Source organism: Rhizobium sp. NPDC092011, assembly GCF_044756305.1.
GTDB lineage: Bacteria > Pseudomonadota > Alphaproteobacteria > Rhizobiales > Rhizobiaceae > Rhizobium.
In genome coordinates this window covers 601300-623686 of the sequence record NZ_JBIVSO010000004.1, presented here as the reverse complement: position 1 = coordinate 623686, position 22387 = coordinate 601300, and the positions used below count along the sequence as shown (strand labels likewise).

The following is a 22387-nucleotide window of genomic DNA, read 5'->3' as shown; positions in this document are numbered from 1 at the left end:
CGCGATCCGGCGGCCTCTTTGTTTGGGAAATTCCGGGGCGACGCTACGCCGCTCCAACCAGTCCTTGTCCTTCGAGGCTCCGCCTTTGGCTGTGCGCCTCAGGAGGAGGGCCGATCTCCTCCCCTCGCCACAAGGATCTCTCCACCTCATCCTGAGATGCCTTGCCGTCAAAGCGTCAGCGCAGACGACAAGGCCTCGAAGGATCGAGATGAACCCTCACGGACAGAAGGATCAGCCCGCCTGCTTTGCCTTCAGTTCGATACGGCGACGATGCAGAACCGGTTCCGTATAGCCATTCGGCTGCTCGCGTCCCTTGAGCACGAGATCGAGAGCTGCCTGGAAGGCGACGGAGCCGTCGAAATTGCCTGACATGGCGATGTAGTTGGGATCATCGGTATTCTGCTGGTCGACGACGGCGGCCATGCGCTTCATCGTCTCGATGATCTGCGCCTCGCTGATGACCTTATGGTGCAGCCAGTTGGCCATGTGCTGCGCCGAGATGCGCAGCGTGGCGCGGTCTTCCATCAGGCCGATATTGTTGATGTCTGGCACCTTCGAGCAGCCGACGCCCTGATCGACCCAGCGAACGACGTAGCCGAGAATGCCCTGGCTGTTATTGTCGATCTCGCGCTGGATTTCCTCCGGCGTCCAGTTCGGCCGCGAAGCAACCGGCACGGATAGGATATCGGAAAGCTTGGCGCGGGCGCGGCTCTTCAGGCTCTTCTGCACGTCGGCGACGTTGACGCGGTGATAGTGCGTGGCGTGCAGCGTCGCAGCCGTCGGCGACGGCACCCAGGCGGTGTTGGCGCCTGCCTTGGGATGGGCGATCTTCTGCTCCAGCATGGCCGCCATTAGGTCCGGCATGGCCCACATGCCCTTGCCGATCTGCGCATGGCCGGACAGGCCGCATTCGAGGCCGATATCGACGTTCCAGTTCTCGTAAGCGCCGATCCAGGCGGCCTGCTTCATGTCGCCCTTGCGGATCATCGGGCCGGCTTCCATCGAGGTATGGATCTCGTCGCCGGTGCGGTCGAGGAAGCCGGTGTTGATGAAGACGACGCGTTCGCGGGCGGCGCGGATGGCTTCCTTGAGGTTGACCGTGGTGCGGCGCTCCTCATCCATGATGCCCATCTTCATCGTGTTTCTGGGCATGCCGAGCAGGTCCTCGACGCGCGAGAAGATATCGACGGCGAAGGCGACTTCTTCCGGTCCATGCATCTTCGGCTTGACGACATACATCGAGCCGGTGCGCGAGTTCTTGCGGCGGCCATTCGGGCCGATATCGTAGAGCGCGATCAGGCCGGTGATGACCGCATCCATAACGCCTTCCGGCACCTCGTTGCCATCGCGGTCGAGGATAGCCGGATTGGTCATGAGGTGACCGACATTGCGTACCAGCATCAGCGAGCGGCAATGCAGGTCAAACGTGCTGCCGTCCGGCGCGGTATAGGTGACGTCGGGATTGAGGCGGCGCGTGAAGGTCTTGCCGCCCTTGGCGACTTCTTCCGCCAGATCGCCCTTCATCAGGCCGAGCCAGTTGCGGTAGACCTCGGCCTTGTCCTCGGCATCGACGGCTGCGATCGAATCTTCGCAATCCATGATCGTGGTGATGGCCGATTCCAGGCGGACATCGGAAATGCCGGCCGGATCCGCCTTGCCGATGGTTGTGCTCGTGTCGATGACGATTTCGATATGGATACCGTTCTGCTTCAGCAGGATATGCGTCGGGTTGGCCGGATCACCGAGGTAGCCGGCGAAATGGCTGCCATCGGCCAGCTTGGTCGCGCCGCCCTTGGTCGCAATCGCCAGGGCGCCATCCTTCACGGCAAGGCCGGTAACATCCTTCCAGTTGGCGCCGGCGAGCGGCACTGTCGAATCGAGGAAATCGCGAACCCAGGCGATGACCTTTTCGCCGCGCTTGGGATTATATCCCTTGCCCTTCTCGGCGCCGTCGGTCTCGGGAATGGCGTCGGTGCCGTAAAGCGCGTCATAGAGCGATCCCCAGCGTGCATTGGCGGCATTCAGCGCATAGCGCGCATTCATGACGGGAACGACGAGCTGTGGGCCAGCAATGTGAGAGATTTCCGGATCGACATTGGTCGTCGAGACCGCAAAGGACGGGCCGTCCGGCACGATGTAGCCGATTTCGCGAAGGAAGGTCTCGTAAGCGGCGAGATCGACCGGCGCGCCATTCTTGCGATACCAGTCGTCGAGGGCCGCCTGCAAGCGGTCACGCTTGCCGAGAAGTTCTCTATTCCTCGGCGCGAGATCGTGGACGATCTCGGAGAAGCCTGCAAAAAACCTCTCGGCGTCCACGCCCGAGCCAGGAAGAGCTTCCTTGACGAGAAAATCATAAAGTACCGGTTCGATCTGTAGACCGTTCTTTTCAATGCGGCTCATGCCAAATACTCCTCAAGGCCGTTTCACGGCTCAACTTTCATATGCTGCCACTTTGCGGGTTGTTTCGCTCTCCGTCAATTTGGCAATAATTCGAAAGATTTATGCAGCACGGGAAACAATAGCCGGCAACAATCGGAAAGTGTCAAAAAAGCCAAGTGGTTCAGTTTTTCGCTGAAGCGTCGAACCGCCCCATCTCTTTGAAGCTACGCATCAGGCTTTCCGAAAATGGTGTCAGATTTTCGGGCCGATGCTGTAAAATGCTCTATCGCCGTGTCACGCGCATCGGCAATCCGCCGCGCGGCTGGGTCGTCAGCTTCTGCACCGGCCAGGGATCCGTGCCGTCGATCGCATCGAAACGAAAACGCCGCATCATTACGGCAAGGGCGATAACCGCTTCCTGCAGGGCGAAGGTCGCGCCGATGCAGACCCGCGGGCCGGCACCAAAGGGAAGATACTGGAAGCGGTTGATCTTGCCGCGGTTCTCCGGAAGAAAGCGCTCGGGCATGAAGGCGCGCGGCTTTTCCCAGTAGAGCACATGGCGATGCAGGGTCCACGGCATGATCAGCACGGTGATCCCCTTCTCTATCGTCACACGCTCGCCCTCGGGGCTCGTCCATTCGTCATCGGCGATGGCGGCGCGATTGATCGACGGCGCCGGCGGATAAAGGCGCATCGCCTCTTCGAAAGAGGCACGAACATAGGGCATCAGATCAAGCCAGGCGACCGGCTCGGCATCGGTTGCCAGCACCCGGTCGATTTCCTCTTCCATGGCCTGGCGGATATGCGGGCTTTTGGCGACGCAATAGAGCGTCCAGGCCAGGGCACGCGCTGTCGTCTCATGGCCGGCGCCGATGAAGGTGAGGATATTGTCCTCGATCTCCTCCATCGTCAGCCCGTCGGGACCGGCTTTCTCCAGAAGTAAGGTCAGGAAGTCGTCCGGTGCGCTTGCGCGGTCCCTGCGCATCTTTTCCAGGCGCTGATCCATGGTATTGCGGACAATGCCGCGAAACTTGTCGAGCATGCGCTGACCGCCGATGCGGGTGAAGCGCGGCACCCAGGACGGCGCGCGCAGGAGATCCATCGGATCGACCCGGCCCATGCGATGCAGCAGCTCGTTGACATCGTCGGAAAAACTCGTGCTTTCGGTGACGATCTCGCCCGAGAACAAGGTTTCGGCCAGAATGACGAAGGTCAGCTCGGTCATATCGGCGCCGATATCAAACACCGCGCCGTCGCCGTCGACCTCATCGTATTTGTGCAGGTATTCCAGGCTCTGGCTCAGCATCTGGCCGGCGAAGCCCTGAGCGTGGCGCGGCGTAAAGACCGGAGCGACGGCCTTGCGCGAGCGCTTCCAAACAGGGCCTTCCGCCGTCAACAATCCATCACGCAGGATCGGCCGAAGCACCAACTGGCGGATGTCGGCCATGCGATAGTTGGCTGAATTGTCGACCAGAATATGCTTGATCAGGCCGGGATCATTGACGATCAGCGTTCGCTCGTTGAAGAACTTCGTCTTGATCCAGGGCAGCGTGTAGGAAGGCTCTCCCCAAAGCTCCAACGGATTGCGCAGGATGGTCTTGATGATCGTCCATCGCGATGGCGGGACGGTGCGCGGGATAGGCGCCGGTGGGGAGAAGGCTTCCGGAAACATGTCCATGGGATCCATTCTCCTCGAAAATCGGGCCATTGATGATTATTGCGACAGGAGCGGCGCATCCATCCGATATGGTGAACGCCGCTCCCGAAATCCAGACGGTAAAAGGTCGCGCTAAACGCTTTGGATCTTTGCTCTCGTGCAGGTCGTTGCCGCAAAAACGCTGCACGCATTTACGCGACATGCTTTACAACAGCGACTTCAGATCACTCAGCTTATTGTTGATGAGCCACCCGTAATAATTCTCTTCCGGCCAGATCGGCTGCGAAGAGCCGCGATTCTTGGCGGCAAGGGCGGCGGCGCGCCGGCGCGAATTACCGAGATTGTAGAGGGTCGCGGTAACGCCCGGATTGCCTGAAATATCCATGCCGGCGATCGAGCGATAGTCATCGATCGACTTGCGGATCGCCGCGGCGACGAAAGCCAGCGACAGATCGGGATCCATGATCGCCTTATAGACGCCGCCGGCATCCTTCTCATCCAGCTTCGGAATGCCTGATGTGCGGCTGACGAGATCGGAGAGTTCCAATGCCGTCAGCGGATTAACCTGGCCGAGGCCGAAGGTCTGCCCGGCATAGAAGGGCTGGAAGAATACCGCGCTAAAGCGATTGTCCGGATAGGATTTTCCACCGACCGTCTTGCCGCGGAAATCGTCTTCCCAGACATCTTCGCGGCAGATCCAGAGGCTGTAGGAGTCCTTCTTGCTCTTGCAGGCGTCGAATTGCGGCCGGGCGACGAAATCGTCGACGTTTTCGCCATTATAGGCGAAGCGGAAGTTCTGGCCGGCGTAGGAGGCCGCCTTGACGTAGTAGGACTGCAGGCCGTCATAGGCGTCGACATTATAGGTGTGCTCGCCGACCAATGCACCGATAATGTGGATCGGATCGATGCCGTAGGCGCGCGCCGTCGACTTGATCTTCGACATCAGCTTCTTGTCGGTCGCCAGCAGCTCTCGCACCTTCTGGTATTTTCGCTCGAAGGTGGAGCTGGTGCCGCGCGTGCGCCGGACGGAAGCGCCGGGGACCGGCGGCTGTTCGGCATTGCGGTTGCCTGGCGGCACTGCACTTGCCGCGTCCGCATAGGCGGGCACCCAAGCGAGGCTGACGACGGCCAGAAGAAGAGTGATCAGTATACGTCGCAAGATGGCTGTCCTGTCGAAGTTTCAACCGATGTTTCCTTGCGGTTGCCTGACGGATAATCTTGGCCGAATAAAGCCACCCGACAAAGGAAACAGGCCCCTAACTAGAAAGTTGGGGGCCTGTTGTCGAGTATTTACTGTTTTAGATCGCCTTTATCCGTCCTGTTACAGGATGAAGCGGGACAGATCGGTGTTGGTTGCGAGATCGCCGACATGCTCGCGGACATAGACGGCATCGATGGTCACCGAGACACCGGCACGGTCCGAAGCATTGTAGGAAATCTCATCGAGCACGCGCTCCATGACCGTCTGCAGGCGGCGTGCGCCGATATTCTCGACGGTAGAGTTCAGGTGCACGGCGACATCGGCGAGGGCGTCGATGGCGTCGTCGGTGAAATCGAGCTTCAGATCTTCCGTTTCCATCAGCGCCTTGTACTGGCGGATGAGGCTGGCTTCCGGCTCGGTCAGGATGCGACGGAAATCTTCCTTGGTCAGCGGCTTCAGCTCGACGCGGATCGGCAGGCGGCCCTGCAATTCCGGCAGCAGATCAGACGGCTTGGAAACGTGGAAGGCACCGGAGGCGATGAAGAGGATATGGTCCGTCTTGACCGGGCCATACTTCGTCGAAACCGTCGTGCCTTCGACCAGCGGCAGCAGGTCGCGCTGCACGCCTTCGCGCGAGACACCGGCACCCATGCCGCCGTCGCGCGCCGCGATCTTGTCGATCTCGTCGAGGAAGACGATGCCGTCATTCTCCGCCGAACGCACGGCTTCGCGCTGGATCGCCTCGTTGTCGATCAGCTTGTCGGATTCGTCGCGCACGAGTTCCTTGTAGGAATCCTTGACCGTGGTGCGCACCTTCTTGGTGCGGCCGCCCATGGCCTTGCCGAACATTTCCGACAGGTTGAGCACGCCGATATTGGCGCCGGGCATGCCGGGGATTTCAAAGCCGCCGGGCATGCCGGAGCTGGTATCGGCAACTTCGATGTCGATTTCCTTGTCATCGAGCTGGCCGTCACGCAGCTTCTTGCGGAAGCTGTCGCGCGTCGCCGGCGACGCCGTCGCGCCGACCAGGGCGTCTAGCACACGCTCCTCGGCGCTCATATGCGCCTTGGCCTGCACCTCGGCGCGCTTCTTTTCACGCACCAGGCCGATGCCGACCTCGACGAGATCGCGGACGATCTGCTCGACGTCGCGGCCGACATAGCCGACTTCGGTGAACTTGGTGGCTTCGACCTTGATGAAAGGCGCGCCGGCAAGCTTGGCGAGACGGCGGGAGATTTCCGTCTTGCCGACACCGGTTGGGCCGATCATCAAAATGTTCTTGGGCATGACTTCGTCGCGCAGATCGGGCTCGAGCTGCTGGCGGCGCCAGCGGTTGCGCAGGGCAATCGCCACTGCGCGCTTGGCCTCATGCTGGCCGACAATGTAGCGGTCGAGTTCGGAAACGATCTCGCGGGGGGAAAAAGTGGTCATTTCGTATGTTCCCTATCAGGGCTAGAAACTATCAAGAGAGGAACGTCTTAGACTTCGGCATCCAGCGTTTCCAGAATCACGTTGTGATTCGTGTAAACGCAAATGTCGGCAGCGATATCGAGGGCGCGGCGGGCCACTTCCTCAGCGGATTTGTCGCTATCCATCAGCGCGCGTGCGGCGGCGAGCGCAAAATTGCCGCCGGAGCCGATCGCCATGGCGCCATGTTCGGGCTCGAGCACATCGCCGTTGCCGGTGATGGCGAGCGTTACCTGCTTATCGGCAACCAGCATCATAGCTTCGAGGTTGCGCAGATACTTGTCGGTCCGCCAGTCCTTGGCCAGTTCGACGGCGGCGCGCATCAACTGGCCGGGATATTGTTCGAGCTTCTTTTCAAGGCGCTCGAGCAGCGTGAAGGCATCGGCGGTCGCGCCGGCAAAACCGGCGATGACATCGCCCTTGCCGATGCGGCGAACCTTGCGCGCATTGCCCTTCATTACGGTCTGGCCAAGGCTCACCTGGCCATCACCAGCCATCACGACCTTGCCGTTCTTGCGAATAGTCACGATTGTCGTCATTTAACACCTGTTTGCCCCCGTTCCGGCGGGCTTTCTGCCGGGCCGCGTTTCGGCCCCGTCAGCACCTATGTAAGAGGGCTTTTGACGATTGCAAATGGCAGCCATGCCGGTTTAATCCGTGCGAGCCGGCTAAAGGCGTAGGCCTCGCGCGTAACTTCTGGATATTTCCCGATACGCCTGATAAGGAACCCCCGTATTCCGATGGAGCATCCCATGGCAGAGACCGCAGCGAGCCGCACGGCAAGCGTTTCCCGCAAGACCAACGAGACCTCGGTCTCCGTTTCCGTCAACATCGACGGCAGCGGTAAATCGACGATTTCGACCGGTGTCGGCTTCTTCGACCATATGCTGGAACAGCTCTCGCGACATTCGCTGATCGACATGGAGATCGACACCAAGGGCGATCTGCATGTCGACGATCATCATGCCGTCGAAGACACCGGCATTGCGATCGGCCAGGCGATCGCCAAGGCGCTGGGCGACCGGCGCGGCATCACGCGCTATGCCTCGATCGACCTTGCCATGGACGAGACGATGACCAAGGCGGCCGTCGATCTGTCGGGTCGACCCTTCCTCGTCTGGAACGTTTCCTTCAGCGCCCCGAAGATCGGCACCTTCGATACCGAGCTGGTGCGCGAGTTCTTCCAGGCCCTGGCACAGAATGCCGGCATCACGCTGCATATCCTCAACCATTATGGCGCCAACAATCACCATATAGCCGAGACATGCTTCAAGGCCGTTGCACGCGCATTGCGCACCGCAACCGAGATCGATCCGCGGCAGGCAGGCCGGGTGCCCTCGACGAAAGGCACGCTCGCCTAAGCCCCAAAATGGGGAATTGAGGAAATGGCAAGCTATCTGATTTTGACTCCGCCAGGGACGCCCGATCGATCCGAAGCATCGGACCGGTATCGCGACGGAACGCGATTCATCCGCGACGGCTTCTCCTGGAAAGCCTTCGTATTTCCAAGCCTGTGGATGCTCTATCACCGCCTCTGGCTGCACGCCGTCGCTGCCGTGCTGCTGCAGGGCTTTGCCCTGGAGCTGATGCGCCATTCGGGGTTTTTCATCGCCGGTGCCGCCATATGGCTCGGCGTTCACATCCTGGCGGGACTTGAGGGACCGGACGCTGCAGGGCAGCGGCTGATCAACCGGGGCTGGAAGGTAGAGAATCTCGTTTCTGCGCGCGACCTTGCGACAGCGGAAGAGATCCATTTTTCCCAGCTCGAGCAGGAGTCAAAAGAGGATATCCACCCAAGGAATTGGGATATTCCAGCACCTAATACCAATATCAGCCGCCCAGGCCCGAGCTTCGGTCTTCCCGGCTATGACGGAGGACGCTGACAATGCGCGTCGCGATTATCGACTATGGTTCCGGCAATCTGCGCTCGGCCACGAAAGCTTTCGAGCGCGCTGCCCGCGAGGCCGGCATCGACGCAGAGATCGACCTCACCGATGACGCCGAGCGCGTTGCCACGGCCGACCGCATCGTCCTTCCCGGCGTCGGCGCCTATGCCGATTGCCGCCGCGGCCTGGACGCCGTACCTGGCATGGCGGAAGCGGTTATCGACGTTGTCGAGCATAAGGCCCGCCCCTTCCTCGGCATCTGCGTCGGCATGCAGCTAATGTCGTCGCGCGGTCTGGAAAAGACCGTTACCCAAGGGTTTGGCTGGATCAAGGGGGACGTCAAGGAAATGACGCCGAGCGACCCTAGCCTCAAGATCCCACAGATCGGCTGGAATACGCTCGACCTGCGCCATCCGCACGCCCTGTTCGACGGGATCGCGACCGGACCTGACGGCCTGCACGCCTATTTCGTCCATTCCTACCATCTGGCTGCCGAACACGGCGACGATGTCATCGCGACGACGAGCTATGGCGGCTCGATGACCGCCTTTGTCGGCCGCGACAATATCGCCGGCGCGCAGTTCCATCCGGAAAAGAGCCAGAAGCTCGGCCTTGCCCTGATCGCCAATTTCTTGCGCTGGAAGCCATAAGGCTCGCGCTCCAAGGACAGACATCATGATTCTTTTCCCCGCTATCGACCTAAAAGACGGCCAATGCGTGCGCCTCAAGCTCGGCGACATGGAGCAGGCGACCGTTTATAACCCCGATCCCGGTGCGCAGGCAAAAGCCTTCGAAGACCAGGGCTTCGAGTGGCTGCATGTGGTCGATCTCAATGGCGCCTTCGCCGGCGAGACCGTGAACGGCGCGGCCGTCGACGCCATTCTCAAGGCAACGAAGAACCCGGTGCAGCTCGGCGGCGGCATCCGCACGCTCGATCACATCGAAAACTGGCTGTCGCGCGGGCTGACACGCGTCATCCTCGGCACCGTCGCCGTGCGCGATCCAGCGCTGGTCATCGAAGCCTGCAGGAGATTTCCGGGTCATGTCGCCGTCGGCATCGACGCCAAGGGCGGCAAGGTAGCCGTCGAAGGATGGGCGGAAGCTTCCGAACTCGGCGTCATCGAGCTTGCGAAAAAGTTCGAGGGCGCAGGCGTTGCCGCGATCATCTACACCGACATCGATCGCGACGGCATTCTGACTGGCATCAACTGGGCCTCGACACTGGAACTGGCCGAGGCCGTTTCCATCCCCGTCATCGCTTCGGGCGGACTTGCCTCGCTTGACGATATCAAGCGCATGATCGAGCCGGACGCCCGCAAACTGGAGGGTGCGATTTCCGGCCGCGCGCTCTATGATGGCCGGATCGACCCGAAGGAAGCACTGGCGCTGATCAAGCAGGCCAGAGAGGCAGCACAATGACCTTGAAAGCTCGCGTCATCCCCTGCCTCGACGTCAAGGACGGCCGCGTCGTCAAGGGTGTCAATTTCGTCAACCTCGTCGATGCCGGCGATCCCGTAGAAGCGGCAAAGGCCTATGATGCCGCCGGAGCCGACGAACTCTGCTTCCTCGACATTACGGCTTCTTCCGACAATCGCGACACCATCTTCGACGTGGTGGCGCGCACTGCTGAGCAATGCTTCATGCCTGTTACGGTCGGCGGCGGCGTGCGCGCTATCGCCGATATCCGCAAGCTGCTGCTCTGCGGCGCCGACAAGGTTTCTATCAATTCAGCGGCGGTCAACAACCCCGATTTCGTGGCCGAGGCGGCCGACAAATTCGGCAACCAATGCATCGTCGTGTCGATCGACGCCAAGCGACGGCGCACCGAAGCGCTCGGTGGCGATAATCTAAGCGCCTGGGAGATTTATACCCATGGCGGCCGCAACGCGACTGGCATCGACGCCGTCGATTTCGCCCGCAAGATGGTCGAACGCGGTGCCGGCGAGCTGCTCGTCACCTCGATGGACCGCGACGGCACCAAGGTCGGCTACGATCTGGAGCTGACGCGGGCGATCGCCGATGCGGTGCGCGTTCCCGTCATCGCATCCGGTGGTGTCGGCGATCTCGACGACCTTGTCGCCGGCGTCAAGGAAGGCCATGCAACGGCGGTGCTTGCTGCCTCGATCTTCCACTTCGGCACCTATTCGGTGGGCGAGGCAAAGCGCTACATGGCCGAGCGCGGCATCCCCATGCGGCTCGATTAAAAGGCAACGCACCAATGAGCGGATTTACCCTTTCCGACCTCGAACGAATTGTCGAGGAACGCTCCAAGGCATCACCAGACGAATCCTGGACGGCGAAGCTTGTTGCAGCCGGCCAGCCGAAAGCGGCCAAGAAGCTCGGCGAAGAGGCGATCGAGGCTGTGATGGCTGCGATCACCAACGATCACGACAACCTCACTTATGAGGCCGCCGACGTACTATATCACCTTTTGGTCGTATTGAAGATTGCAGGCATTCCGTTGCAGAATGTCATGGGCGAGCTCGAAAGGCGCACTGCCCAATCCGGCCTTCAAGAGAAGGCGAGCCGGTAGAAAGCGATGACCATAGCGACCAAGACCCCGCCTGCGCCCGAGACGCTCGATATTTTCCAGGCGAAAGACTATTCGCCCTATTATTTCTTTTCCTCGGAAGAGTGGGCGAAGTTCCGGGCCGATACGCCGTTGACGCTGACCGCCGACGAAGTGACGCGGCTACGCTCGATGGGCGACCCGATCGATCTTACGGAAGTCCGCCGGATCTATCTGTCGCTGTCGCGGCTTTTGTCCTCGCATGTCGAATCCTCGCAGATCCTGTTCGAGCAGCGCAACCGCTTCCTCAGCCTATCCGATGTCGCCAAGACGCCCTTCGTCATCGGCATTGCCGGCTCCGTTGCAGTCGGCAAATCCACGACGGCCCGTATCCTCAAGGAGTTGTTGCGTCGCTGGCCGTCGAGCCCGAAGGTCGATCTCATCACGACGGACGGCTTTCTGCACCCGAACGCCGAGCTGCAGCGCCGCAACCTGATGCAGCGCAAGGGCTTTCCGGAAAGCTACGATACCGCAGCACTCCTGCGCTTCCTGTCCGCGATCAAGGCCGGGCAGCCGAACGTGCAGGCGCCCTGCTATTCGCACCTCGTCTACGACGTGCTGCCAAACGAGTTCAAGACCGTCGACCGCCCGGATATCCTGATCTTCGAGGGCATCAACGTGCTGCAATCGCGGCATTTGCCGGCGGACGGCAAGATCGTGCCGATGGTCTCCGACTTCTTCGACTTCTCGATCTACATCGACGCCGACGAGGATCTGATCCACAACTGGTATGTCGCCCGCTTCATGAAGCTGCGCGAAACCGCCTTCCGCGACCCGAACTCCTTCTTCCACCGCTATGCCTCGATCAGCGAAGAGGAGGCGCTGACGATCGCCGAAGGGCTCTGGAAAAACATCAACCTCAAGAACCTGCGCCAGAACATCCTGCCGACGCGGCCACGCGCCGACCTCATCCTGCAGAAGGGCAAGAACCATCTGATCGAACAGGTTGCGCTCAGGAAGCTTTGATAGGGGCTTCCTCGATTGCAGCTACCGCTCCCGTTTCCTGCAAAGCGCTATCGCGCAGGATGCGGATAAGCATGCATATCGCCAATCCGGCGGGGAACAAGGCTCCGAGCGGCACTACAGATGCCGCCACCTGCTGGTTGAACAGGGGATGGAGCCAGGCCGAGCAAAGCAGAGGCAGCAAACCTCGAGAGTTGACGAAAAAATACAGGATAGCGACACTTAGAGGAATGGTGTCGTAGATATAGCCATACGGCATGGCGACAAGCGCCAAAGTGGCCGTCAGGCAGACCCTGCTGCCGTGATCGACGCTCGTCTTGCCGCGCCAGAGCCATACAGTCGAAACGATAGCGGCTACGGAGGCGATCAATTGAAATGCGTAGGATGCGGCAGGACCAAATCCGAATGACCGTGCCAACATGAATATTGTCACTGCATTCATCTGGTAGCTCTGTGGAAATGGTGCTTCCAGGATCGCCGTCATCAGCGGTCTCGTTTCTGTCAAGAACAGCCACCAGACCTCGAAGCCAAACAACAGACCCGTCATGACCACCAGAAAAACTGCCGTCGCGCCGGCAGAGAGAATCGACCTGTAATTCCCGCTGGCAAGTAGACAGAAGGGCACAAGGAGGCCCAATTGCGGCTTGATGGTCAACAAACCGAACAAGACGCCCGCGATGATTGGCCGGCTCGGAGCAAGAAGCAACCCGGACAGCAACAGAGCCGTCGTCAACGCGCCATTTTGTCCGAAGACCACATCCATGATGGCGGCAGGTGATGCAACGATGAGAACACGCAGCCACCAGGCCAATTCGAGCAGCTTGGTTGCCCAAAAAAGCAATAGGAGTGTTCCTGAAGTCCAGGCGATATAAGCAACGAAAACCGGCAACCCGGTGAGGGGAATGCCGATCAGCAACATGGAGGGTGGATAGCTCCATTCTTGGTTGGGCAGTAGAGGCGACAGAATCAGTCGAAGTTCCCGCCGATAGGCCTCGACATCGAACAGATAGGCTACGTTGCCCTTCACAGCCATCACCGTACCGCCCCAGAGATTTGTAAAGTCCCAATAAGGCAGTCGGTCGGAAAGGCGGGAGAGCCCGTCCGGAGTTAGAGTCCATAGGCACTTCAGAAGATAGAGGCCGCAAACCAGCCCCAAAGCAACGATCAGAGCTGCAAAAAACTGTTCCGCCCTCGGTCTTGCCACGATCGATCCTAACGTGCTCGTCACCAGATCCAGTAATCTACTTATAAGGCCACCCGCCTTAAAGTCAGGTTTATCCGGCCGCCGTTCTTCAGCAATGTCGATGTCGTTGGGTAGATCCGATCAACACCGTGGAAGCAGAGCCTGCCCTCGCCACCCAGAACGACGATGTCGCCGCTCGAAAGCTTGAAAGATAGCGTTCGGTCATTGCGATCGAGACCGCCTACCCGAAAAAGGCAGGTATTGCCGAGCGAGATCGACAGTACGGGCGCATTGAGATCCAGTTCGTCCTTGTCCTGATGCAGGCCCATGCGGGCATCGTCGGCATAGAAATTAACAAGGCAAGCCTGCGGCGGCTTTTCATGGCCTGCTATATCACTCCACAGGTCGAACAATTGCGATGGCATGGCCGGCCAAGGCTTGCCGGTGACCGGATGCGTCGGCTGATAGCGGTAGCCGCGCTGCTTGTCCGTAACCCAGCCGAGTTCGCCGCAATTGGTCATGCGTACCGACATTTCCTTGCCGGTGCAGGGCATGACAGGCGTGAACAGCGGTGCTTCGGCGACGATGGCGCGGATTGCCTCGACCAGCGCTTCCTGCTTGGCGCGGTCGAGATAGCCCGGGAGATGGCGAATTCCGTTGGGGAGGAGCATGACGGCCTTCCAAAATTCAATCCATGCAAGATAGCGCGGCAGGCGATTCGGAGCAGCCCGAAAAGGCAAGCCTAAAGCACGTCGCGATCTTTCAGATTCGCTTCACGCGCTTTAGCTCTTTGATTTCACGCATGTCGTAGCCGCAAAAGCCGCCGCACACTTTTGCGCGACATGCTCTAATCGCCGCCAACCTTGCCGCGCATCTTCTTGACCTCGGAGCGCCCGGATTTTTCCTTCAGCCGGCGTTCGATGGAGCCTTTGGTTGGCTTTGTCTTCTTGCGCGGCGGTGGCGGCGGGGCGGCGGCCTCGAGGATCAGTTCCTTCAGGCGCTCGCGCGCATCCTCTCGGTTGCGGTCCTGACTGCGGAAACGGCTGGCCTCGATCATCAGGACGCCGTCCTTGGAGACGCGCCGGCCGGCGAGCCTGGTCGCATTCGCCTTGACGCGATCGGTCAGTGAAGGCGAATTCTGAACGTTGAAGAACAGCTGGACCGCAGTCGCCACCTTGTTGACGTTCTGACCGCCGGGGCCGCCAGCCAGAACGAATTGTTCCGTCAGCTCCCAGCCGGCGATGGTAATCCGGTCGTTAATGTAAAGCGCTTCGCTGGCCATGGTTTTCTCCGCAACTGCAGAGGTCGAAGAATATCCGGCTGAAGCCGCCTCCCCGCTCTATCGGCAGTTTACGCATTTCCGGGCGGAAAACCGCTGAGCACTTTTCCTGAAATCGCTCTATTCCACATTGTAAAGCGCTTGAAAACATCACGCGAAACGAAAAACCCGGCGGAATGGCCGCCGGGTTTCACGTGAGTCACTGCTGTTGCGGAAAATCTACTCCGCGGCAACCCGCAATCCCGGTGCCGCGTCGCGGACATTACCGTCCACATGGGCCTCGAACTTGGCGAAGTTGGTGACGAACATCTGCACCAGCTTTGCGGCCTGCGCATCGTAGGCTTCTCCATCCGCCCAGGTCGAGCGCGGATCAAGAATGGCGCTTTCGACGCCTTCGACGGCAACCGGCACCGCAAAGCCGAAGTTCGGATCGATGCGGAACTCGACATTGTCGAGATCACCGTTCAGAGCTGCGGCCAGAAGCGCGCGCGTCGCCTTGATCGGCATGCGGCGGCCAGTGCCGTAGGCGCCACCGGTCCAACCGGTATTGACCAGCCAGCAGCTGGCGTCGTGGCGGGCGATCTGTTCCTTCAGCAGGTTACCGTACTCGGACGGATGACGCGGCATGAAGGGTGCGCCGAAGCAGGTCGAGAACGTGGCTTCCGGCTCAACGACGCCCTTTTCCGTGCCGGCGACCTTGGCGGTGTAGCCGGACAGGAAGTGGTACATCGCCTGATCCGGCGTCAGCTTGGCAATCGGCGGCATGACGCCGAAGGCATCCGCCGTCAGCATGATGATCGTCTCGGGATGACCGGTAATGCCGGATTCCGAAGCATTCGGGATGAAGTGCAGCGGATAGGCGCTGCGGGTGTTCTCCGTCAGCGAACCATCGTCGAGATCCGGCCGGCCATGCTCGTCGAGCACGACGTTTTCCAGCACGGTGCCGAAACGGCGGGTCGTCTCATAGATTTCCGGCTCGGCTTCGGCCGAAAGGCGGATGGTCTTGGCGTAGCAGCCGCCCTCGAAATTGAAGATGCCGTTTTCGCCCCAGCCATGTTCGTCATCACCGATGAGCGTGCGCGTTGGATCGGCAGACAAAGTCGTTTTGCCCGTACCGGACAGGCCGAAGAAGATTGCCGCGTCGCCATCCGGGCCGACATTGGCCGAGCAGTGCATCGGCATGACGCCACGCTCAGGCAGCAGGTAGTTCAGCGCCGTGAAGACCGATTTCTTCATTTCGCCGGCATAGGAGGTGCCGCCGATCAGGACGATGCCGTTGACGAAATCGCAGGCAATGACCGTCTCGGTGCGGCAACCGTAGCGCTCGGGATCGGCACGGAAGCTCGGCAGGTCGATGATCGTCAGCTTCGGCACGAAGCTTTCAAGCGCTGAACGCTCGGGACGGATCAACAGGTTGCGGATGAACAGCGAATGCCAGGCGAATTCGGTGATGACCCGCGTCGGCAGGGCATATTCGCGGTCGGCGCCGCCGATGAGATCCTGAACGAACAGGTCCTTGCCGCGCGCATGAGCCAGCATGTCTTCATGCAGCAGTGCGAAATGCTCCGGCGACATCGGCTTGTTGTTGTCCCACCAGATCTGGTCCTCGGTGGTGGCATCGCGCACGACGAACTTGTCCTTCGGGGAGCGGCCGGTGTGCTGGCCGGTGATCGCCCTCAGCGCGCCGTCGGCCGTCAGATCGGCTTCGCGGCGACGAATCGCCTCCTCATAGAGGTGAGCCTCCATGAGATTATAACGCACACTGGCGGCGGCTCCCAGGCCGATCGATCCCAGTTCGGTTGCGGGATTGCGGACGCCGAATTGCTCCATCAGTTTTTCCTCTGCAAGGGCTTGGCCGTTAGAATTGTCTAAAGCGTAGAGGCGTCTTTTTAAAAGCACAAGAGCAAAAAGCGAAAAATATTTAATGATATCAGATATTTAATCGATTTAAATAAAATGAAGCAATTTTAAATCGTTTGAATAACGGCCACCGGGACGTTTCGTCGCACAACCCTTGAGCAAGCGAATTGCCGCGCGACAATCCTCCCCTTTATCTTTGCCACAATTTGTTCCACCTTTATCCTCATAAGCGCGCCAGGTTACCGCCACCGAGCTGGCAGACCGCCTGGGCTGGATTCCAAATCCGGGAGACGCGCACTGATGACGGAGACGAATACCATGTTGACAATCGCGCTCGTTGACGACGACCGCAATATCCTGACTTCCGTGTCGATTGCCTTGGAAGCAGAGGGATATAAGGTAGAGACCTATACGGACGGAGCTTCGGCGCTTGACGGCTTGCTGGCACGGCCGCCGCAACTGGCGATTTTCGATATCAAGATGCCGCGCATGGATGGCATGGAGCTGTTGCGCCGCCTGCGCCAGAAGTCGGATCTGCCCGTGATCTTCCTGACCTCCAAGGACGAGGAGATCGACGAGCTCTTCGGCCTGAAGATGGGCGCCGACGACTTCATCACCAAGCCTTTCTCGCAGCGCCTGCTGGTCGAGCGCGTCAAGGCGGTGCTTCGCCGCGCTTCGGCTCGCGAAGCCGCGAACGCCGCCGGCGGTACCGCAGCTGCCAAGCCGGGTGCAGCGCAACAGGCCCGCTCGCTGGAGCGCGGCCAGCTCGTCATGGACCAGGAGCGGCACACCTGCACCTGGAAGGGCGAGCCGGTGACGCTCACCGTCACCGAATTCCTTATCCTGCATTCGCTGGCCCAGCGCCCCGGTGTCGTCAAGAGCCGCGACGCCTTGATGGACGCAGCCTATGACGAGCAGGTCTATGTCGACGACCGCACGATCGACAGCCACATCAAGCGGCTTCGCAAGAAATTCAAGATGGTCGACCTCGATTTTGATATGATCGAGACGCTGTATGGCGTCGGCTATCGCTTCCGCGAAGCAGCCTAGAGCCGGATGATTTTAGGTCGAACAACCTAAAATCTGAATCCGCTCTAGGATCAAAGAATGGAGCATGATGTGGTCCGAAAACCGCTTACACTTTTCGGCATCATGCTCGGATAGTTAACTGGACCATACGGCTGGGAATGGAATAAGAGCATGCGGACGGGATCGGTGATCCCGTTCTTCGAAAGGGCCGTAGGCTTGGCACAGCTGGTGCAGGACAGAGATATAGACGACTCGGAAAGCCCGAGCGGCGCTCGAATCGCGCGCCGCCGCTGGACGCATCCCTTCGTTCTGATCCGCCGCATCTTCGGCAATGCCGTCTTTTCGAGCCTGACGCGGCGCATCCTGTTCTTCAATCTTGCCGCACTGGTCGTGCTCGTCGGCGGCATCCTCTACCTCAACCAGTTTCGCGAAGGCCTGATCGACGCCCGCGTCGAGAGCCTACTGACCCAGGGCGAAATCATCGCCGGCGCCGTCTCGGCCTCGGCATCGGTCGACACGAATTCCATCACCATCGATCCGCAGAAACTGCTGGAACTGCAGGCGGGCCAGAGCATCACGCCCGTTCCGAACGACGAGGATCTGGAATTCCCGATCGACCCGGAAAAGGTCGCTCCGGTGCTGACACGGCTGATCTCGCCGACGCGCACCCGCGCCCGCATCTTCGATGCCGACGCGAACCTGCTGCTCGACAGCCGCCATCTCTATTCGCGCGGGCAGGTGCTGCGCTACGACCTGCCCCCTGTTGACGACGAGAAGCAGAGCTGGTCCGACTGGTTCAGCGGGTTGCTCAACAAGATGCTGCAGCCGGGTAACCTGCCTGTTTACAAGGAAGCGCCCGGCGGCGATGGCTCGATATACCCGGAAGTGATGAATGCGCTCACCGGCGTGCGCGGCGCAGTTGTCCGCACTACCGAGAAGGGCGAGCTGATCGTTTCGGTCGCGGTGCCCGTCCAGCGTTTCCGCGCCGTGCTCGGTGTGCTGCTGCTCTCGACTCAGGCCGGCGATATCGACAAGATCGTCCATGCTGAACGGTTGGCGATCATGCGGGTCTTCGGCGTTGCGACGCTGGTCAACGTCGTGCTATCGCTACTTTTGTCCTCCACGATAGCCAATCCGCTGCGCCGGCTTTCGGCCGCAGCCATCCGCGTGCGCCGCGGCGGGGCGAAAGAGCGTGAGGAAATCCCGGATTTCTCCGCCCGCCAGGACGAGATCGGCAATTTGTCGATCGCGCTTCGCGACATGACGTCGGCGCTCTATGACCGCATCGATGCCATCGAAAGCTTCGCGGCCGATGTCAGCCACGAGCTGAAGAACCCGCTGACATCGCTGCGCAGCGCCGTCGAAACACTGCCACTTGCCAAAAGCGACGATTCGAAGAAGCGGCTGATGGATGTGATCCAGCATGACGTCCGCCGCCTCGACCGCTTGATCAGTGACATCTCGGATGCCTCGCGCCTCGATGCCGAGCTTGCCCGTTCGGATGCAAGAACGCTCGACCTGGAAGTGCTGCTGCGCGACATGATCGACATTTCGCGGCAGGTCGGGCACAGCAAGAAGGCCGTCGAAATCGAGTATGTCGTCGACCGCAAACCGGCGAACAAAGCGAAGTTCACCGTCGAAGGTCACGACCTGCGTATCGGTCAGATCGTGACCAACCTTATCGAGAACGCCCGGTCCTTCGTGCCGAACGATACCGGCAAGATCACAGTCCGGCTGACGCGCACGCGCACGCGCTGCGTCATTTATATCGAGGACAACGGTCCCGGCATCCAGGCGGAAGATATCGATCGGATCTTCGAACGCTTTTACACCGACCGGCCGGAATCCGAAGGGTTCGGGCAGAATTCCGGCCTCGGTCTCTCCATCAGCCGCCAGATCGCCGAAGCGCATGGCGGATCGCTGCGGGCCGAAAACATCATCGAGAGCGACGGCTCGACGCTGATCGGCGCACGCTTCATCCTCTCGCTGCCAGCGCAAACGACGGCGTGAGCGGCCGCATGCCCGGCGAAGCAACCAATATTCACGCAACCGCGATCGTCATCGGCAAGACCGGGCTTCTGTTTCTCGGGCCGTCCGGAAGCGGCAAATCCGCCCTCGCCTTTTCCTGCCTTGCGGCCGCCCAGCCGTTGGGGCTCAACGCGATGCTGATCGCCGACGACCGTGTGCTGATTGCGAAGCGTGAGGGCTCGATCATTGCCGAATGCCCCCCTTCGATCGCCGGCCTGATCGAAATTCGCTACACCGGTATCGTTCGCATGCCTTACGTTTCGAAGGCAGAGATTCATTTTGCCATCCGTCCGGTCGATCCGGCGACGGCGGAAAGGTTGCCGCCGGAAGACGAACGGATCGACATTACGGACTCGATCCGGTTGCCCTTGATCCGATTGCCTGCAACCTCAGCGAACCCGCTCGCCATAATAACGGCAAAAATCGGCGCGAGACTGGATTAATCGGCCGATTTGGCCCCGGCAGGCGTTCAAATCCTATATTTTAAGCTTGCACTTCGTCTTTTCATCGCCAAGATGTCCCCCCACTGGTGGACGCCATTGCTGCATTGCGATATGGGCCACCTGTTTGCGTAATGCGATGGGAGCAGTAATATCATGATCGGACTTGTGCTTGTCACTCATGGCAAGCTGGCTGAAGAGTTTCGGCATGCGGTCGAGCATGTCGTTGGTCCGCAGAAGTTCATAGAGACGGTATGCATTGGTCCCGAAGACGACATGGACAAGCGGCGGCAGGACATTCTGCAGGCGGTCGCCGGTGCCGATGACGGACACGGCGTCATCATTCTGACCGACATGTTCGGCGGCACTCCTTCCAATCTCGCAATATCAGTCATGAACAGCGGCCACACGGAAGTGATCGCCGGTGTCAATCTGCCGATGCTGATCAAGCTCGCCGGCGTGCGCGGCGAAAACAACATGGAGAAAGCCCTGGTGGAGGCTTCAGAGGCCGGTCGCAAATATATCAACGTGGCCAGCCGCGTGCTCAGCGGCAAATGACGAGACAACACCGCCCCTATGACCGAGCTTTCCAAGGAACTCCTCATCGTCAACAAGCGAGGCCTCCACGCCCGCGCCTCTGCCAAATTCGTCCAGACAGTCGAGGCCTATGATGCGGCCATCACCGTTTCGAAGGACGGAACGACGGTCGGCGGCACATCGATCATGGGCCTGATGATGCTGGCAGCCAGCCCGGGCTGCAGCGTCATGGTAACGGCAAGCGGCAATCAGGCCGCAGAAGCGCTCGAAGCGCTGGACCAGCTGGTTGCCAACAAATTCGGCGAGGAAATGTAGGCCGACCTCTTTGGCGCCGCATGGATATAAAGATATAAAGACTTCTTTATGTCATTATTGATTTCCACCTTGAAGCCTGCTACACGGCATCATCCACACGCTATAGCGTGCAATTCTTGTTGCATTCGGCTGAGGCGTTTGCCCTTGGCGCGACTGCATCGTTCAGGCTGGAGACATTCATGAGCACTGAAAAGGACTACGTCGTCGCTGATATCGGCCTTGCCGACTTCGGACGTAAGGAAATCTCGATCGCTGAAACCGAAATGCCGGGCCTGATGGCTTGCCGCGCCGAATTCGGCGAAGCAAAGCCGCTGAAGGGCGCGCGCATCACCGGCTCGCTGCACATGACGATCCAGACCGCCGTTCTCATCGAGACGCTGGTCGCACTCGGCGCCGAAGTCCGCTGGGCATCGTGCAACATCTTCTCGACCCAGGACCATGCCGCTGCCGCAATCGCCGCCTCCGGCGTTCCGGTCTTCGCCGTCAAGGGTGAAAGCCTCGAAGACTACTGGATCTACACCGACAAGATCTTCCAGTGGACCGATGGCGGCCTGTCCAACATGATCCTCGACGATGGCGGCGACGCGACGATGTACATCCTGCTCGGCGCCCGCGCTGAAGCCGGCGAAGACGTGCTCTCCAATCCGCATTCGGAAGAAGAAGAAATCCTCTTCGCGCAGATCAAGAAGCGCCTCAAGGCTTCGCCGGGCTGGTTCACCAAGCAGCGCGACGCCATCAAGGGCGTGACCGAAGAAACCACGACGGGCGTCAACCGCCTTTACCAGCTCAGCCAGAAGGGCCTGCTGCCCTTCCCGGCGATCAACGTCAACGACAGCGTCACCAAGTCGAAGTTCGACAACAAGTACGGCTGCAAGGAATCGCTGGTTGACGGCATCCGCCGCGCCACCGACGTCATGATGGCCGGCAAGGTTGCCGTCGTCTGCGGTTACGGCGACGTCGGCAAGGGTTCTGCCGCTTCGCTTTCCGGCGCCGGCGCCCGCGTCAAGGTCACGGAAGTCGATCCGATCTGCGCCCTGCAGGCCGCTATGGACGGCTATGAAGTCGTTCAGCTCGAAGACGTCATTTCTTCGGCCGACATCTTCATCACCACGACCGGCAACAAGGACGTCATCCGCATCGACCACATGCGCGCGATGAAGGACATGGCGATCGTCGGCAACATCGGCCACTTCGACAACGAAATCCAGGTTGCCGCTCTGCGGAACCAGAAGTGGACGAATATCAAGCCGCAGGTCGACATGGTCGAGTTCTCCAAGGGCAACCGCATCATCCTGCTCTCGGAAGGCCGCCTGCTGAACCTCGGCAACGCCACCGGCCACCCGTCCTTCGTGATGTCGGCTTCGTTCACCAACCAGACGTTGGCCCAGATCGAGCTTTTCACCAAGCCCGGCGAATACAAGAACGAGGTCTACGTTCTGCCGAAGCACCTCGACGAGAAGGTCGCTCGCCTGCATCTCGCCAAGCTCGGCGTAAAATTGACCGAGCTTTCTGAAGAGCAGGCATCGTATATCGGCGTAACGCCGCACGGTCCTTTCAAGTCCGACCACTACAGATACTGATTGCTAAAACAGTA

General features: G+C 60.0%; 22 protein-coding genes. 13 read left to right on the top strand and 9 right to left on the bottom strand.

Annotated elements, in window-relative coordinates; translation table 11 throughout:
- Positions 1-231: 231 nt before the first annotated feature.
- The 5 genes from ACIQJ2_RS21180 to hslV form a co-directional block, all read right to left on the bottom strand.
- Positions 232-2400, bottom strand: coding sequence for a malate synthase G (locus ACIQJ2_RS21180; protein ID WP_400678166.1), 2169 nt, complete (start codon positions 2398-2400; stop codon positions 232-234).
- Between the two features lie 262 nt (positions 2401-2662).
- Complete coding sequence (locus ACIQJ2_RS21175) at positions 2663-4057, bottom strand: cytochrome P450 (RefSeq protein WP_400678167.1); 1395 nt, start codon at positions 4055-4057, stop codon at positions 2663-2665.
- Positions 4058-4241: 184 nt separating this feature from the next.
- The gene (locus ACIQJ2_RS21170; protein ID WP_199145715.1) at positions 4242-5195 is read right to left on the bottom strand and encodes a DUF1402 family protein; all 954 of its coding nucleotides are present in this window, start codon (positions 5193-5195) and stop codon (positions 4242-4244) included.
- Positions 5196-5357: 162 nt separating this feature from the next.
- Positions 5358-6668: an ATP-dependent protease ATPase subunit HslU gene (gene hslU / locus ACIQJ2_RS21165; protein ID WP_400746577.1), complete on the bottom strand. Its 1311-nt coding sequence runs from the start codon at positions 6666-6668 to the stop codon at positions 5358-5360.
- Positions 6669-6715: 47 nt separating this feature from the next.
- On the bottom strand, positions 6716-7243 hold the full coding sequence (hslV, locus tag ACIQJ2_RS21160; RefSeq protein ID WP_199145717.1) for an ATP-dependent protease subunit HslV: 528 nt from the start codon (positions 7241-7243) through the stop codon (positions 6716-6718).
- Between the two features lie 213 nt (positions 7244-7456).
- Between hslV and hisB the strand changes: the two genes are divergently transcribed.
- From hisB to coaA, 7 genes are read left to right on the top strand one after another with little or no spacing between them, the layout of a single operon-like run.
- Positions 7457-8065: an imidazoleglycerol-phosphate dehydratase HisB gene (gene hisB / locus ACIQJ2_RS21155; protein WP_015338215.1), complete on the top strand. Its 609-nt coding sequence runs from the start codon at positions 7457-7459 to the stop codon at positions 8063-8065.
- 24 nt (positions 8066-8089) lie between these two features.
- Positions 8090-8587, top strand: a complete 498-nt coding sequence (locus ACIQJ2_RS21150) for a DUF2628 domain-containing protein (protein ID WP_400671253.1) — start codon at positions 8090-8092, stop codon at positions 8585-8587.
- 2 nt (positions 8588-8589) lie between these two features.
- Positions 8590-9240 carry an imidazole glycerol phosphate synthase subunit HisH gene (gene hisH / locus ACIQJ2_RS21145; RefSeq protein WP_199145719.1) on the top strand — a complete coding sequence of 217 codons (651 nt, stop codon included), beginning with the start codon at positions 8590-8592 and terminating at the stop codon, positions 9238-9240.
- A gap of 25 nt (positions 9241-9265) precedes the next feature.
- Positions 9266-10009: a 1-(5-phosphoribosyl)-5-[(5-phosphoribosylamino)methylideneamino]imidazole-4-carboxamide isomerase gene (gene hisA, locus ACIQJ2_RS21140; RefSeq protein WP_400671250.1), complete on the top strand. Its 744-nt coding sequence runs from the start codon at positions 9266-9268 to the stop codon at positions 10007-10009.
- Positions 10006-10794 (top strand): imidazole glycerol phosphate synthase subunit HisF, encoded by a 789-nt coding sequence (hisF, locus tag ACIQJ2_RS21135; RefSeq protein WP_199145721.1) that lies wholly within the window; start codon positions 10006-10008, stop codon positions 10792-10794. The genes hisA and hisF overlap by 4 nt, the downstream gene beginning before the upstream one ends.
- Positions 10795-10808: 14 nt before the next feature.
- Positions 10809-11123, top strand: a complete 315-nt coding sequence (locus ACIQJ2_RS21130; protein WP_199145723.1) for a phosphoribosyl-ATP diphosphatase — start codon at positions 10809-10811, stop codon at positions 11121-11123.
- A 6-nt stretch (positions 11124-11129) separates the two neighbouring features.
- On the top strand, positions 11130-12125 hold the full coding sequence (gene coaA, locus ACIQJ2_RS21125) for a type I pantothenate kinase (protein ID WP_199087131.1): 996 nt from the start codon (positions 11130-11132) through the stop codon (positions 12123-12125).
- On the opposite strand, the gene ACIQJ2_RS21120 is transcribed toward coaA, so the two are convergent.
- The 4 genes from ACIQJ2_RS21120 to ACIQJ2_RS21105 all read right to left on the bottom strand — a co-directional run bounded on the left by ACIQJ2_RS21120 (position 12112) and on the right by ACIQJ2_RS21105 (position 16414).
- Positions 12112-13326 carry a glycosyltransferase family 87 protein gene (locus tag ACIQJ2_RS21120; protein ID WP_400671245.1) on the bottom strand — a complete coding sequence of 405 codons (1215 nt, stop codon included), beginning with the start codon at positions 13324-13326 and terminating at the stop codon, positions 12112-12114. The genes coaA and ACIQJ2_RS21120 overlap by 14 nt on opposite strands.
- A 41-nt stretch (positions 13327-13367) precedes the next feature.
- Complete coding sequence (locus tag ACIQJ2_RS21115) at positions 13368-13976, bottom strand: alpha-ketoglutarate-dependent dioxygenase AlkB (protein ID WP_400671242.1); 609 nt, start codon at positions 13974-13976, stop codon at positions 13368-13370.
- 176 nt (positions 13977-14152) lie between these two features.
- Positions 14153-14587 (bottom strand): alternative ribosome rescue aminoacyl-tRNA hydrolase ArfB, encoded by a 435-nt coding sequence (arfB, locus tag ACIQJ2_RS21110; protein ID WP_184704982.1) that lies wholly within the window; start codon positions 14585-14587, stop codon positions 14153-14155.
- Positions 14588-14803: 216 nt separating this feature from the next.
- Complete coding sequence (locus ACIQJ2_RS21105) at positions 14804-16414, bottom strand: phosphoenolpyruvate carboxykinase (protein ID WP_400671239.1); 1611 nt, start codon at positions 16412-16414, stop codon at positions 14804-14806.
- Between the two features lie 348 nt (positions 16415-16762).
- On the opposite strand from ACIQJ2_RS21105, the gene ACIQJ2_RS21100 reads away from it, so the two are divergent.
- From ACIQJ2_RS21100 to ahcY, 6 genes are all read left to right on the top strand, one after another.
- Positions 16763-17494 carry a response regulator transcription factor gene (locus ACIQJ2_RS21100; protein ID WP_199087150.1) on the top strand — a complete coding sequence of 244 codons (732 nt, stop codon included), beginning with the start codon at positions 16763-16765 and terminating at the stop codon, positions 17492-17494.
- Positions 17495-17689: 195 nt separating this feature from the next.
- A complete protein-coding gene (locus ACIQJ2_RS21095) occupies positions 17690-19483 on the top strand; it encodes a sensor histidine kinase (protein ID WP_199145806.1) in 1794 nt (597 codons plus the stop codon).
- An 8-nt stretch (positions 19484-19491) separates the two neighbouring features.
- Positions 19492-19944 carry an HPr kinase/phosphorylase gene (locus ACIQJ2_RS21090; protein WP_400671236.1) on the top strand — a complete coding sequence of 151 codons (453 nt, stop codon included), beginning with the start codon at positions 19492-19494 and terminating at the stop codon, positions 19942-19944.
- Positions 19945-20097: 153 nt separating this feature from the next.
- Positions 20098-20499: a PTS sugar transporter subunit IIA gene (locus ACIQJ2_RS21085; RefSeq protein ID WP_199145731.1), complete on the top strand. Its 402-nt coding sequence runs from the start codon at positions 20098-20100 to the stop codon at positions 20497-20499.
- 18 nt (positions 20500-20517) lie between these two features.
- The gene (locus tag ACIQJ2_RS21080) at positions 20518-20793 is read left to right on the top strand and encodes an HPr family phosphocarrier protein (protein ID WP_400671233.1); all 276 of its coding nucleotides are present in this window, start codon (positions 20518-20520) and stop codon (positions 20791-20793) included.
- Positions 20794-20972: 179 nt separating this feature from the next.
- Positions 20973-22373 (top strand): adenosylhomocysteinase, encoded by a 1401-nt coding sequence (gene ahcY, locus ACIQJ2_RS21075; RefSeq protein WP_199145733.1) that lies wholly within the window; start codon positions 20973-20975, stop codon positions 22371-22373.
- Positions 22374-22387: the final 14 nt, after the last annotated feature.